Origin of the sequence: Chryseobacterium shigense, assembly GCF_900156575.1 — a bacterium.
GTDB classification, from domain to species: Bacteria; Bacteroidota; Bacteroidia; order Flavobacteriales; family Weeksellaceae; genus Chryseobacterium; species Chryseobacterium shigense.
The window spans coordinates 969894-985355 of sequence record NZ_FTNY01000001.1 but is presented as its reverse complement, the minus strand read 5'-3'; the positions used below and the strand labels follow the sequence as shown (position 1 = coordinate 985355).

10 protein-coding genes are annotated in these 15462 nt (G+C 40.2%); 3 read left to right on the top strand and 7 right to left on the bottom strand.

What is annotated here, in order from left to right:
- Window positions 1–43 precede the first annotated feature (43 nt).
- The 7 genes from BW964_RS04425 to BW964_RS04395 all read right to left on the bottom strand — a co-directional run bounded on the left by BW964_RS04425 (window position 44) and on the right by BW964_RS04395 (window position 11531).
- Window positions 44–1684 carry a glycoside hydrolase family 43 protein gene (locus BW964_RS04425; RefSeq protein ID WP_076505026.1) on the bottom strand — a complete coding sequence of 547 codons (1641 nt, stop codon included), beginning with the start codon at window positions 1682–1684 and terminating at the stop codon, window positions 44–46.
- A gap of 122 nt (window positions 1685–1806) precedes the next feature.
- Window positions 1807–3066, bottom strand: coding sequence for a glycoside hydrolase family 88/105 protein (locus BW964_RS04420; RefSeq protein ID WP_076505024.1), 1260 nt, complete (start codon window positions 3064–3066; stop codon window positions 1807–1809).
- An 11-nt stretch (window positions 3067–3077) separates the two neighbouring features.
- On the bottom strand, window positions 3078–4085 hold the full coding sequence (locus BW964_RS04415) for a DUF4861 family protein (protein ID WP_228431917.1): 1008 nt from the start codon (window positions 4083–4085) through the stop codon (window positions 3078–3080).
- A 48-nt stretch (window positions 4086–4133) separates the two neighbouring features.
- Complete coding sequence (locus BW964_RS04410) at window positions 4134–5552, bottom strand: pectate lyase (RefSeq protein ID WP_076505023.1); 1419 nt, start codon at window positions 5550–5552, stop codon at window positions 4134–4136.
- A 24-nt stretch (window positions 5553–5576) separates the two neighbouring features.
- The gene (locus BW964_RS04405) at window positions 5577–6599 is read right to left on the bottom strand and encodes a pectinesterase family protein (protein ID WP_076505021.1); all 1023 of its coding nucleotides are present in this window, start codon (window positions 6597–6599) and stop codon (window positions 5577–5579) included.
- A gap of 80 nt (window positions 6600–6679) precedes the next feature.
- Complete coding sequence (locus tag BW964_RS04400; protein ID WP_076505020.1) at window positions 6680–8515, bottom strand: RagB/SusD family nutrient uptake outer membrane protein; 1836 nt, start codon at window positions 8513–8515, stop codon at window positions 6680–6682.
- Between the two features lie 10 nt (window positions 8516–8525).
- Window positions 8526–11531, bottom strand: a complete 3006-nt coding sequence (locus BW964_RS04395) for a SusC/RagA family TonB-linked outer membrane protein (RefSeq protein WP_076505018.1) — start codon at window positions 11529–11531, stop codon at window positions 8526–8528.
- An 881-nt stretch (window positions 11532–12412) separates the two neighbouring features.
- Here BW964_RS04395 and kduI point away from each other — a divergent pair.
- From kduI to uxaC, 3 genes are read left to right on the top strand one after another with little or no spacing between them, the layout of a single operon-like run.
- The gene (gene kduI, locus BW964_RS04390; protein WP_076505016.1) at window positions 12413–13249 is read left to right on the top strand and encodes a 5-dehydro-4-deoxy-D-glucuronate isomerase; all 837 of its coding nucleotides are present in this window, start codon (window positions 12413–12415) and stop codon (window positions 13247–13249) included.
- 8 nt (window positions 13250–13257) lie between these two features.
- Window positions 13258–14040, top strand: coding sequence for a gluconate 5-dehydrogenase (locus BW964_RS04385; RefSeq protein WP_076505015.1), 783 nt, complete (start codon window positions 13258–13260; stop codon window positions 14038–14040).
- Window positions 14041–14058: 18 nt separating this feature from the next.
- Window positions 14059–15456, top strand: a complete 1398-nt coding sequence (gene uxaC, locus BW964_RS04380) for a glucuronate isomerase (RefSeq protein ID WP_076505013.1) — start codon at window positions 14059–14061, stop codon at window positions 15454–15456.
- Window positions 15457–15462 lie beyond the last annotated feature (6 nt).

Here is a 15462-nt window from a genome sequence, read left to right as displayed (position 1 = left end):
CAATGCAAAAACGCAAAGTTTGGCTAACGATCATTTTTTTAATCTAATTTTTTGTGATTCTAAACCAATCAAAATCTGCATATCCGCCACGGGGTGCTTTTGCAGTACTTATACTATAGAGCCCGACTTTAGCTCCGATCCATTTTCCGGGTTTTGCCTGAAAAACGTCGCCCGCTTTGATGAAGTTTTTCCCATTTTCACTGTAGCTGAACTGGCACAAGCCATTGGGCTCGTTTATATTTACTTTCAAATAAACTTCGTTTCCTTTTAATTTTGTTTCAAATAAAACTTTTTCCTCCCCTCCTTTATCTGCTTTTTCAGCTCTTCTTAACTGTACATAATATCCGTCAGGCTTATTGGTAATCACCAGCGATTCATGATCTGAGCCCATGATGAGCAATCCAGCTGTTTTCCCTTCCTTGGCATCTTCCGGTGTTAATTTAACTTTCGTTGATGCCGCAAAATTCGGAGCCGGGAATTTTTGGGTTAATAAATTGGGGACGTTCCAAAGATTTTTTTCACCTTCAGGAACTTTCATGGAGAATAGTCTTAAAAATTTTTGGCCCGGAAGTTTAGACGACCAAACGATATTTTCATTGGCACTCCATTGCCATTGAAGTCCTGGTTTTTCACGGTCAAATTCATCGGTTTCAGGAGGCGTAACGGCAGGGTAGGACTGACCAACGTTGGGTTTTTTATAGCTTGATACTGGTTCACCAATACCGTTTTTGTCCGTGTCAATTCCGATGAAAGGCCAGTCTTTTTCCCATTTCATCGGTTGCAGATGGACGATTCTTCCGTAGGCATCCACATCCTGAAAATGATAAAACCAATCTTCACCGGAAGGCGTATCTACCCAGGCTCCCTGATGCGGTCCATTGATCTTTGTTGAGCCCTGCTCCAAAACTATTTTTTCTTCGTAGGGACCATAAATGTTTTTGGATCTCAGAACCAATTGCCATCCTGTAGCCACACCGCCTGCCGGAGCAAAAATATAATAATAGCCGTTTCTTTTATACAGTTTGGGGCCTTCAACGGTAGGATGAGCGTCGTGGCCATCAAAAACATGAACACCTTTGTCCAGTACTTTTGTTCCTTCGGAATTCATTTTATTAATTGACAGCAAACTTTTCACCCCTGCACGGCTTCCCGCCCAGCCATGAATCAAGTAGGCACTTCCATCCTCATCCCAAAACGGACATGAGTCGATCAGGCCTTTTCCTTCCATTACCAAAATTGGTTTTTCCCAGGCTCCCAGCGGGTTTTTGGTTTTAACCATATAAATTCCGAAGTCTGGATCGCCCCAGTAAATGTAAAATTCACCTTGATGAAATCTGATGCTGGGTGCCCAAACACCGTCGCCTCTTTTTGGGGTCGAGAAATGTTCTTGCGGAAGAACATCAGGAAGTGCATAATTCACCAATTTCCAGTTTACCATATCTTTAGAATGCAGGATCGGCAGCCCCGGAGCTTCATTGAAACTGGAAGCAGTCATATAGTAATCGTCACCGACACGAATGACATCCGGATCGGAGTAATCTGCATGAAGAATAGGATTTCTGAAATTTTTCCCCTGATCTGCCGTCCACACTTCAGAGATGGATGGTTTTTCCTGTGCGGTAAGATATGTTGAAGCAATTGAAAATACAGTAATTGCTGTTCTGTTTAAAAGATTTTTTATCATTGTAAAATCAGATTTTTTATCTGTTTTTAATTTTAATGCCCAGTCACATTCTTTTTTTAATCAGTAGTAATTTGGACTCGCAAGGTATTCTACCCGGCAAAAGGTGAATGTTTTTCCTTTCGTTATTTTTCAAATTCTAAACATGCCAGAATAAAGGGGCCTGTTCCTTTTGGATCATTGGAACGGATCTCCTCATTGATATAATATTCATAAGAACCGCTTCTGTAAGGCGTTCCACCTAAACCTGCGACTGCGCAGCATTTATTTAAGCTCACCAATCCGTTTTCGTCAACCGTGATCAGATTATTAATGATTCCGTCGTAGCCTTTTTTAGCATACGCTTTATAGGATTTCGGAAGATACCCTTTGTTGACTGATTTGATGATCGTATAGACAAACATGGATGAACCCGTTGCTTCCAGATAATTCCCTTTTTCTCCCCCTTTATCTAAAACCTGATACCAAAGTCCCGTTCCTTTGTCCTGAACTTTGATAACCGCATCGGTGTAGGATTTTAAATAAGAGATCAATTGAGCTCTTCCCGGATGATTTTGGGGTAAATAATCCAGCACATCTACCATGGCCATTCCGTACCAACCCATCGCTCTGGACCAGAAATTGGGTGAAAGTCCGGTTTCTTTATCGGCCCAGGCCTGTTCTTTGCTTTCGTCCCAGGCGTGATACAGCAGACCTGTTTTTTTATCCAAAAGATATTTTTGAATTAAGGCAAATTGATTGATGATATCATCGTAAGCTTTTGCAGCATCGGCTCCTTTTGAAAATTCGTGGGTGTAGTTGGCATAAAAGGGTTCACCCATGTACAAGCCATCTAGCCACATTTGATTAGGATAGATTTTCTTGTGCCAGAAGCCACCTTCGGAGGTTCTTGGTTGTCCGTCGATCTGTGACCGGAGTGTTTGTAATGCTTTTAAATATTTTTCTTTTTTCTCCTGCTGATAAAGGTAAATCAAAACATTTCCGCAGTTCAGCATATCGATATTATATTTGGTAAGATCGTATGAAACAATTGTTCCGTCCTCTTTTACCATCGTATCGCCAAATCTCGTGATGTAGTTGTAATAGTCTTTATTACCTGTCTTTTGGTATAGTCTTTCCGCACCTTCCAGTACAATGGCTGTAGGATAGCTCCATTTAGGATTTTTATTGTAATCCAGCATCCAGGCTTCCGGGAATCGTTGAATCTCAGAGAGAAGCATTCTTTCTGACCATTGTAACTGGGATGGAATTATTTTTCCTGCTTTTGCCTGTGCAGCAGTCATTTTTGAATCGGTAGCCTGCCTGGTTTGGGCACAAGCCATGAAGATTCCTGAACCCATGACCGCCAGTGCATATATTTTGAGTTGATGATTAATCAAATTCATTATTTCAAACTTTAAAGTTGATTATTTTTATCTAACAGATCCAGTTTTTTATCCAGATCGTGGTAAAATGATTCTTCTGTAGTCAGACCGTTGGGTTCCAGAGACCATGCTCCCAGAAAGTAATAGGAAACGTTTTTCGTTTTCTTGAAAACCACCGTGTGAGTGGATTTTGTTTTCACATATTTATCAAAACTTTCAATAGGGTAGAAGACAGCCATTCCCAGATTGTCATCCTTTTTGGTTTCAGTCTGGTTTCCGTACGTGGCGATGTAGGCCCATTTTTTATTTTGGCTGATTCCCTGTTTTACCGGAATATTTTTAATAGCCACAATGCCAGTACACAACCCGGAAAGGGTATTGCTCAAAGATAAATCTACTTTTACAAAACGGTCTTTGGGGAAAATGGTCAGTTTTGACTGAAGATCTACCGCAGTACCCCAGGTTTTCCATCCTTTATAATCGATGGTAGCGAAGGATCTGTCTTTTTCATTACTGACCTTAGCCGTTGTATTTTTTACCGTTTTGAAAGTTTCCACATAATCGTTCTGCTCGTCATACCTTCCATAAGAACCGACGCCAATGGTACGGCCGGATTTTAAAACATCCTGCCCCCAGGGAGCGTCGTGATGATAAGACTCAAACCCGTCCTGACCAACCTCCGGTAAAACCAGGGTTTTTACTTTTTTACCGAAAATATCCGTCGCATTTCTCCAGTCCAGATAGAGTCTGTAGCCAATCTGGTTGTTTTCCAGTCCGATGCCTTCGTACCTGATGTAGGTCGAGTGATCCGTATGTTCAGCGGGAATTGTAAGTTCCTGAATATTTTTGAAAGTACCGCCGATGTATTGATCTACTTCCCATTTTCCGCCTTCTTTTACAGAAAGCTCTGCATAAGAAAAAGGAGCTTTGGGATTTTTACGGATTTTTTCAATCACAGAAGTTTGAGCATGTACTACTACAGAACTCATGAATACTCCTGCTGCTGCTATTTTGAATACACTGAATTTCAATTTTAACATAATCATTTTTATTAGATAACCGGGTTTAACAAAAAGTTTTCATGGTTATTAGTTTTTTTGTCCCCCGGTTATTTTATAGACAATATCATTGATGTACACTTCTATATTGTCGTAGTCCTTCTCTAAATCTCTTCCGTTGGCGTTGGAGAGTTTGGGGTTCAAACCGTGTTTGATTTCCCATTCATCGGGCATTCCGTCATTATCAGAGTCGGGGAGTGGTTTTCCTTCTTTCAGATTGGGATATCCGCCAACGTCCTTTTGAGAGTCAATGATTCCGTTGGTACTTCCTTTTGAACCCTGGTAGGTGAAACTTCCGTTTTTGACATCTTTTAAAATATGAAGATCCACGGCATCCCTTACCAGGCTGGCCCCTCCGGACTTTATAATTTTCTCATAAGCCTCCTGTGCAGAATGTGTTTTTATAGTATTCTGAATATCATGCGGCTGACTCATTTTAATGGCGTTTCTGTCCTGATCTGTCAGGTGGTAAGAAGGTTTCATCTGGCTGAATACACCTTCCGTCCAGTTATCTTTGGTGACTTCAGGACTTCCTTTCGCCACATTTCCATTGATGTAATATTTCCCCCAGATATTGTAGACTTCTGTTTCCGGTTTTTCATTTTTATCAATCGCAACAATCCTTTGTTTCGTCATCGTTGCAGGGCCGGGTTTGTAATAATTATTAATGATATTCACGTTCATTGCTTCTCCTCCATAGATATTGTTGTGGCCCCAATTATAAATCACATTATTTCTGAAATCTGTAAGATCGGTTAAAGCAAACTTACTTCCTGCGTATTCACCTAATCTTGGATTTCTGCTGTCATGATGGGCGTACAGATTATGATGAAAAGAAGCCTGTTTTCCTCCGGCAATTCCTCCGTATCCGTGCGCTCCTTTCTGATGAACAGAATTTCTTAAACTTTCTGCAATGATACACCATTGAAGCGTTGTATTTTCATTGTTATAAATAGAAACGGTTTCATCGGTAGACCAGCTCATCGAACAATGATCCACAATCAGGTTTTTAATGAATCTTGCCCCAAGGGCGTCGCCTTCAAATTTTTTCTGATCCCCCATTCTGAATCTCATGTACCGGATGATTACATTGTCTGCAGCTACAAAAGTTTCGTAATTGGCAATCGTAATTCCGTCTCCCGGGGCAGTCTGTCCGGCTATCGTTACGTTGCCTTCAAGTATTTTTAACGGGGATTGAAGATAGATGGTCCCTCCTGTTTTAAAAATAATATATCTCGGACCTTTCTGGTTGAGGGCATATCTCAGGGTTCCTTCTGAACCGTCATCCGAAGTTTTCGTCACACAATAAACCTTTCCGCCACGTCCACCCGATGTATACCTCCCGAAACCTTCTGCTCCCGGAAAACTTAACACATTCTGAGCTTCTGCGGACCCTGTTGCACCGCATAAAACGCCTATCGTGAATAGCTTGATCCATTGTTTTTTCATGATAAAAACCGTTGATATTGAGGTTTATTGCAGATTTTTTCTAATATTCCAGTGGTCGTTTCCTGTGAGAATAGAGTCTGCGGTATATTTTCTTTGTTCTTCCTGAGTTAACTGATGCGACCATGAAACTCTTTTTGAAGCATTGGCTCCGGTTCCTTTTGAATTGAATTCTCCATAAAACGTTGTTTTTTCAGCATCCGGCTTGCTCCAGTTGTGCCATCCTTCAGGTCTGATAGTAGCATTCATTTCGCAGTTGATGTAGACTGTTTTGGCGAAAGGTCTCCAGGGCCTTCCAAGATAAACTGAGTTTTGGGTGGCATTTCCAACGATTTTAGAGTGAATAAAAACAAATCCGAAAGCCTGGCCCTGTGGAGTAGAAGCGGCGGTTATATACGATGCACCCTCTTTGGAATGAATAGTGCAGTTTTCAAAAACAGCCGTTCCCGCCCCGAAAATATAGTCTGTAGTTCCTTCGATATAACAGTTTGTGAAATAATTTCTTGAAGGTTGGCTTTTGTCTGCAAGATCCTGTGCTCCTTTCAGGTATAGGGTGTCCTGATTTCCCAGAAACCGGCAGTTGTCAAAAGCAATTCTGTCACCTGTAGTCAGAACGGCAACAGCTTGTCCTACCTTTCCTGAACTGTTTTCAAATGAGATATTCTTTGCGGTAAAATCGTTTGAATAAATAAAAATGGTAGAAGAACCTGTCGTTCCGATCTCTTTTCCTTCCTGATTCTTTTTGGAAGCGAAATCATCATATGTGATGACCGTATTTTCAGGATTTTCGCCCTCTATAACAATAGCTCCCTTGGTTTCAGGAATGATGATTTTTTCTTTATAAACTCCGGATTTAATAATGATTTTTGTTGTTGATGCAGACCCGTTTCCGACAGCATCGATAGCTTGTTGTACTGTTGTGAAATGGCCTTTCCCGTCTTTCGAAACCACGATGGTTTTATCGCTGGTTTTGAAAGAAAGAAGACCGATCAGCACGATCGAAAAAACGGTCAACACTTTAAAATCTTTAAGAAGAGCGGAAATTCTCATTGAATGGTTTTGTTTAAAATACAGACTTCTCTGTGAAGAGAAAGTCTGTATCTACTTAATATGAATGTGAAACTATTTGTCTAATAACCGTAATCCTGGGTAAGGTTGTAATTTGAATTGATGACATCCAGGGCGATCGGGAGAAGTTCTTTTTTGTTAGGCTGAAAATAGTGCGCATAACTCTTTATAGGATCTCCACTGATATAAGGCAGTGTCATAGCCAGTCTCCAGTTCACTTTGGTATATCCTGACGGTGTTGCAACACTTTGGTTCGGACTGTAGAACACATCTGCTTTCGCAATTCCGTTTACATAAAGATCCATGTCCAGTACATTTTGCTGAGCCGTCTTCGTTGGAACATAGTTCACCACGGTAGAGGCTGGTTTTTTATAGAAAATGTATTCAGGAACGTTGGCATAAGCTCCCGTTCCGTTCATGAAAGCCACAAGTTTCTGTTTGGTTTCATTGATTTTGGTTTCCAGAAGATTCCAGCGGATCAGGTCATATTTTCTTAATCCTTCTCCTCCGAATTCCAGTAATCTTTCTTTCACAATAAAGTTGAAGAAGTCATTTTTACCCGTTGGTATTGTTCCTACCTGTCCTACATTTCCGGCAAAGGCTCTCTGCTTGACAGAAAGTACAGCACTCACCGCTTCCGGTGAAGCTCCATTGTGTAATTCGTTGTCAGCTTCCGCAAACATCAGTAAAATATCAGAATACCTTACCAGCGGCCAGTCAATCCCTAAATTTTGCGAAGTACCGGTAATGCTGGTCCATGATTTTCTGAATTTAGCGTCGTTCCAGTTGATGGAAGTCTGAAGATCTTCCTGCTTGGTCGTACTTACTCTGAAGATGGCAATATTCACGTCCCTTCTCAGGTCAAATTTGCTGAATTCATAGAAATACGTTGGAATGGCACTGATTCCTCCTGCCGATTTCCAGTCTGTATCATCATGTCTTAATCCGTTGTAATATCCGATCTTGGAATCTGTTCTTGAGTTTCCTCCGAAAGCACCTATAGCAAAGATCACTTCATTCGTTGCATCCTGAGAATTCGTGTGCAATGATCTGAAAAGACCTTCATAACTAGGATTAAGTTTATGTTCTCCGGAGTTGATGATATCCCTGCATTCGTCGTAGGCGATCTGATAATACTTTTGAGGATTGGAACCCTGTGCCATTGCTTGCGGGCTTCTGCGTAGAGAATATCCGGCTCTGGCCAGTGCGATTCTTGCTCTCAATCCTTTAACCGCTGCTTTAGAAATTCTTTGAGCAGTCGTCCCCGCTTCAGATTTCCATGGAACCAATGTTGCCGCTTTAGCCAGATCATCTAAGATTTTATCATAAATAACATCACGGTCTGTTTTCGGTAAATACACCGTGGCAAGATCTGCCGATGGAGTATCCTGAAAAGGAACATCACCCCAGTTTTTGATCAGGTCATAATAAAACTGAGCTCTTAACGTAAGTGCTTCACCCAGGTATCTGTCCATCAGTTTTTTGTCTGCTGCAGATCCCGTCTGATACACAGGTGAGATGGGAATATTTTTAATAACAAGATTCGCTCTTTCGATTCCTGCGTAGGTATCTAAGAAAGGTCTTAGCAGTTCAGTGTTCGTAGGAACAGCTCCAAAACAGCTGATTCCTCTTCTGTCATTGGCATTGTAATCTCCCGATGTTCTGAAATCGTCACCGGACTGGCTAAGAATAAGGTTCATTCTTTGCCCGTAGGTATTGTCGCCCATGGCGCTGTTATAAACTCCAACCAACGCTGCAAAAGTATCTGAGGCAGAGTCGAATTGTTGTTTTTCTGCTGTATTGGATAAGTTTTCTACTTCTAAATAGTCGCTGCATGAATAAACAGAAGCCATACCGACAATAGAAAAGAAAATGGCTAAGAATTTATTTTTGTTCATAGGGTTAGTTTTAGAAAGTGATATCAATTCCTGATAAAATAAATCGGCTTCGCGGATAGGCAGAATAATCTACTCCCGGCGTAAGCGGGTTTCTTCTGGTGTTAGCCTCAGGGTCGAATCCTGAATACCCGGTAATGGTAAATAAATTATTTACCGTAGCATACAGTCTCAGGTTTTTAACACCAATGGCTTCCAGAGAACCTTTTGGCAAACTGAATCCAACAGTAACGTTGTTCAGTCTTAAAAAAGATCCGTCTTCAATGGCGTAGGAGTGCAGGAAATAGGCTCCTGCAGGCGGAGTCCACATCGTTGTATTGGCATTGAGAGCGGCAAGAGCAGTAGGATCTGTCACCTTTATCCCCGCATCGTCAAACCATCTCCATCGGTCGGCAACCTCTGCCAGCATATTGTTGTCCTTGTAAAGATATTGTGTACTGTATTCTATCTTATTCGCATTGTATACTTTATTTCCGATTGAGAAGTTGAAAAGTAAACTCATATCCCAGTTTTTATATCTGAAAGTCTGCGTGAAACCTCCATAGAATTTGGGTTGTGCACTTCCTAAATCAGTCATATCCTTACTGTCGATCACCCCGTCATTGTTAATGTCTTTCAGCTTAAGATCTCCCGGCTGGATGGGTTTCGCTCCGTTGGCTACAGCTGCTGAACTGGCTACGCCTGCTTTTAGAGAGTACGCCTGTGTTGCCGCATCATAATTGAACTCACTCACTTCATATCTTCCGGCCGTAACATAGCCCCAATAGGTACCTACCGGCTTGCCTACCTGTACCAGGAAATCAAACAGGTTGTTTTGCCATCCGGAAGGGTAGTAGTAATAATTGGCACTTGCGGACGCATTATTCCCTAAACTCTTAATTGTATTTCTGTTAGAGGAAATATTGGCATCGATTTTCCAAGAAAAATTTTCCTTGTTGATGATCGCGCCACCCATCGATAATTCGATCCCTTTATTTTCGCTGCTTCCGGAGTTTTGATATTGATACTCATAGCCGGAAGTTTGAGGTATTTTAGCCAATAACAGAAGGTCTTTTGTATCGGTTTTATACACATCAAGAGTACCGTACAGTCTGCCTTTAAATAAGCCGAAGTCTAAACCTGCGTTATAAGAACTGGCAGTTTCCCATTTTACATTCGGGTTGGCCATGATATTCCCGGTAGTAGCCCCTGGAGTAACGCTGGTTCCGAAAGCATAGCCGTAATCTGATGATGAAGTAAAGAAGGTATCATATAAGAAGGCTCCGATTCTGTTGTTTCCGGATTTTCCGAATCCTAAACGGAGTTTTAATTCATTAATTGAATTGTTTTCTTTTAAGAAATTTTCTTCTTTGATTTTCCATGCCAATGAAGCTGCCGGAAAATATCCCCACTGGTTCGAGCCTGGTTTGAAAACACTTGAGCCGTCCGCTCTCATGGATACGGTTGCAATATATTTGTTTTTATAGATATAGTTCGCTCTTCCAAAAAATGAAGCCAGACGGTCTATATCTCCCATTGTTTTCGGTGCATCCTGAACCATTCCTGATGGAGGGGAAGCCAGTTGTACATTGGCAAATGCTTCTTGTGCTGAAGAAGATTTTGGAAACCACTTGATGTTGATAGACATCGATTCGCCATCCGTTCTTACCGTTTCCTGACCTGCTAATAAATCCAGTTTATGGTTTCCAAAGGTCTTTCTGTAGTTCAGGGTATTGGTATTCGTGATTCTTCTGGACTGACTGTTACTTAAAAATACGACCGGCTGGTCATTATTTTGTCTAGCCAGCGTGGTTACAGGACCGGAAAACTGATTAACGATCTGATCTCTCTGTACGTACCCGATTACACTTCTGAAAGTAAAGTCTTTACTTATTTTATAATCAATGGTGGCATTAAGCAATAAATCATTTCTTCCGCTTTCTTTAACTTCATCATTGGCTAGTAAAACAGGATTTACAAGATTGGTCTGATCTGCAAATAAAGGATCAAACTCATCCACATCTACAGATGACCCGCCTTCAAAAGGCTGATATCGTATGGCATTTCTTAATCTGTTTGTACTCTGTGAACCGGAAGCAGAAGTTCCTGCGCCGTAGATCATCTGTCTGCTGTATCGCGCATTAAGACCAATGCTTAACTTCTTTGAAACATCATAATCATATTTGAAGTTCGCCATACTCCGTTTAAACGCAGAACCAATCATCACCCCGTCTTCCTGAACATTATTCAATGTCAAAGCGAAGGCTGAATTTTCAGAACCCCCTGATATAGAAACGTTATGCGTAAAGTTGAATGCTTCTCTCCCAAATACTTTATCCTGCCAGTCCGTCTTTTTCATGGACTTATATTTACCCAGCTGATCGAAGGTTCCGTAGCGTGTATTAAAGGTAGTAATATCAGCTTCCAAGCCATTTTTATAATACTGTTCGTACTGGTAAAGGACGTACTGATAAGGATCCAGAACATCAATTTTATTCTGAATTTTTCTTACCCCTACAAATCCGTTATAATTAATGGTAGTCTTTGCTTTTTTACGGCCTCCTTTCGTGGTAATCAGCACCACTCCGTTGGCTCCTCTTGAACCGAAGATAGAGGTTGATGAGGCGTCTTTCAATACTTCTATTGATTCTATTTCCTTTGGAGACAAGATACTCAGAGCATTATCCATCTGAATACCGTCTACAATATAGAGTGGTGCATTGCTTTGCGTAATGGAGTTTCCTCCACGCACTACAATATCCACATCAGCTCCGGGAGATCCCTCACTCAGTGATACCTGTACCCCTGCAAGTCTTCCCTGAATTGCTTCTGCCGCATTCGTGGAAGGCATATCTTTAAGAGCTTCGCCTTTCACTGAGGAAACAGCGTTTGTAACGTCTTTCTTAGAAACTTTTGTATATCCTACCAAAACCACATCGTCCAGTTTGGTTTCCTTATCTTTTTCTTGAGCCATGGCAAGGACAGGAAGTAGAAAGACAGTTAAATATAACCACTTTATTGATTGTACTTTTTTATCCATTTTGTATCCTTATAGTTTTAATTCCTGGTTGAAAGTTTTTTTTCAATCGTTTTTTTTGTTTTTGGATTATGAAGTATTCTGCTTATTCTAGTGGTAGATCCTGTTAAAAATTTTACGCTGGTATTGTGCAATCGATTGCGTAAAATTTCGTATTCTTTTATTCTGGCTCCTAAACTAATATTATTTTCCAATATGCAAAGAAAAAAATATTATTTTTTCATTAAATTGATGGTTTAATTGATTCATTTTGATAAAACATTGATTAGTTAGTCTAATTTAAAGAGCTGTATATCAGTATTTTGTTAGTTTTATGCGTCTTTTATTATTTCGTCTGTTTTTTTATGCTTTTTTCACTGTTTAACATTTTAAAACTTAAAAATTACTTAAAATTAAGCCTGATTTATGCCTCTGAAATCTCCAAAATCTGTCCTGAAGAAGAAAATTTTCACTCATTTCCTGATTTTTGTCATCTTTTATACATGGAATTGAAGACTGTATTTTATAGTTGATAACGTTTAGACTTATTATATAGAGTATATAGATGTATTTTTCATTATTTATATTGATTCAGTATTTTGGATTTTGCTATTTTATTTGGCATGATTTTATATTTGAGTTGATGTTGAGCATTAATTTTGGTTACTATAAACCGCTTTTTTTCTTCAAAAATTCTCTTTTTTTCTTTTATGATATCATTTTATTGTGTTGTAATTCAGTTATTTGTAAATTAAAATTAATTTTTTGTGAACTAATTAAAGAATAATTATATATTTATCCCGTAAGTATTTCTGCTCAATTTTAGTGTAATTCATGCAATCGATTACACAATGTTTAACAGGTTTGATAAAACCGCAAAGAGAAAAGGATAAAAATCAAGTAGTATGACACAATCAGAATTTCGTTACGCCCACCATCCTGAAGATGTGAAAAAGTATTCAACAGAAGACCTCAGGAGGGAGTTTCTAATCGATGATTTATTTAATGGAGACAGAATAAAACTGGTCTATTCTATGTATGACAGGCTGATAGTAGGAGGGATAACGCCCGTATCGAAAGCCTTGAAACTGGAACCCACGGACGATCTGAAAGCCGGGCATTTCCTTGACAGGAGAGAGTTGGGAATCATCAACGTGGGAGGTTCAGGAAAAGTAACAGTGGATGGCGAAGTCTATGAGCTTGGAAATAAAGAAGCCCTGTACATCGGAAAAGGAGCAAAAGAAGTGGTTTTTGAAAAAGAAGGTCATGAACAGCCTTACTTTTACATCAATTCAGCGCCCGCACATCATACCTATCCAACGAAGAAGATCACGAAGAATGAAGCTGAAATTGTAGAACTGGGCGAAGAAAAATATGCTAACAAACGTACAATCAATAAACTGCTTGTTAACAGTGTTCTTGAAACCTGTCAGCTTCAAATGGGAATGACAGAGCTTCAACCCGGAAGTGTCTGGAATACGATGCCTGCGCATGTTCACGCCAGAAGAATGGAAGCCTATTTCTATTTTGATCTTGAAGAAGGGCAGACGGTGAACCACCTGATGGGGCAGCCTCACGAAACGCGTCATATTTTTATGAAAAATCATGAAGCTGTGTTATCTCCGGAATGGTCCATCCATTCAGGAGTCGGAACTTCCAATTATACTTTTATCTGGGGTATGGCCGGAGAAAATATGGACTATGGCGATATGGACGGGATCAAAACTAACGAACTAAAGTAATTTTTCTAATGAATTTATTTGATTTATCCGGTAAAGTAGCAGTTGTTACAGGCGGTACTCACGGATTGGGAATGGCAATGGCCGAAGGTCTTGCTGCGGCAGGTGCTGAACTGGCTATTACAAGTACAACACCATCAAAATTAGAGGCTGCTTTAGATTATTATCACGAAAAGGGATACAAAGCAACAGGTTATCTTTTTGATGTTACAGACGAACTGGAAGCCGCTCAGAAAGTAGCTCTCATGGAGGCTACCCACGGAAAAATAGACATCCTTGTCAACAACGCAGGAATCATCAAACGTGTTCCGGCGATTGAGATGGAAGTAGAAGACTTTAGAAAAGTAATCGATGTAGATCTTACAGGACCTTTTATCATGTCGAAGTTAATCGGCAAACATATGATCAAAAGAAAATCCGGAAAGATCATCAACATCTGCTCGATGATGAGTGAGCTGGGCCGTGATAATGTAGTAGCGTACGCTTCTGCAAAAGGCGGACTAAAAATGCTGACCAAAAATCTGGCGACGGAATGGGCAAAACACAATATTCAGGTGAACGGTATCGGTCCCGGATATTTTGCCACTTCTCAGACCGAACCTATCAGAGTGGATGGACATCCTTTCAATGATTTTATCATCAGCAGAACTCCGGAAGGAAGATGGGGAAATCCCGAAGACCTTGCAGGAACGGCTATTTTCTTAGCCTCTGACGCAAGCAGATTCATCAACGGACAGATTATTTACGTAGATGGAGGGATTTTGGCCACTATCGGGAAACCTGCTCATGAGTAACAACAGAATTAGACTAGAATGAAACCTTTTATTACAGATAACTTTTTACTACACAATAAACAAGCTGAAGAATTGTACTTCAGATTCGCAGAAAAACAACCCATCATTGATTATCATAATCATTTGATTCCTAAAGATATTGCTGATGACACGGTTTTTGAAAATATCTCAAAAGTCTGGATTGCTGGTGACCATTACAAGTGGAGAGCCATGCGTACCCTGGGCGTGAACGAAAAATTCATTACCGGGGATTCTTCAGACAAAGAAAAATTTGAAGCCTGGGCAAAAACAGTTCCGTATACCTTGAGAAATCCATTGTATCACTGGACGCATTTGGAATTAAAAAGATATTTCGGAATTGATGAATTGCTCAATGCTGACAATGCATCGGAAATTTACGAGAACATCACCGCTCAGCTTCAGACGCCTGAAAAATCAACAAGAGGTTTGCTTAAAATGATGAACGTAGAATCTCTCTGTACTACGGAAGATCCTACCGATCTGTTGAATTATCACCAGGATTTGGCGAAAAGCGACTTCAGTATCAAAGTAAGCACAGCTTTCCGTCCTGATAAGGCAATTTTGATTGAAAATCATAATTTTGCAGATTATATTTCAAAATTAGGCGAGTCCGCCGGAATTGAGATTAATTCTTACCAGACTTTATGTGATGCTTTGCTTAAAAGAATTGAATATTTCCACGAAAACGGATGCCGACTTTGCGACCACGGACTGAATAATATTTCTTTCGAAGAAGCAACTGATGCTGAAGTAAACACCATTTTCAATGATAAATTATCAGGAAAAGTGATTGCTGAAAAGCAGGTCAATCAGTTCAAAACTGCCATTTTATTATTCTTAGGCGAAACCTACCACAAATTCGGCTGGGTTCAGCAGTTCCATCTGGGAGCATTGAGAAATAATAATGAAAGAATGCACAGAATCCTGGGTCCGGATACCGGTTGGGATTCCATCGGTGACTTCGTTCAGGCTGAAACCCTGTCCAAATTGTTAAATACATTAGACGGAAAAGACCAGTTAACAAAGACCATTTTATATAACTTAAATCCTGCCGACAACGAGATTTTTGCGACCATGATCGGGAATTTCAATGACGGCAGCATCAAAGGAAAAGTGCAGTTCGGTTCCGGATGGTGGTTCCTGGATCAGAAAGACGGAATGATCAAGCAGATGAACGCCCTTTCCAATATGGGACTGATCAGCTGTTTTGTAGGAATGCTGACGGATTCAAGAAGTTTCCTTTCGTACCCGAGACACGAGTATTTCAGAAGAGTATTGTGTAATCTGTTTGGAGAAGAAATGAAAAATGGTGAATTACCTGACGATATCGACCTGATTGGAAAGACAATCTCTGATATCTGCTATCACAATGCTAAACATTATTTTGATTTTTAAATAGAA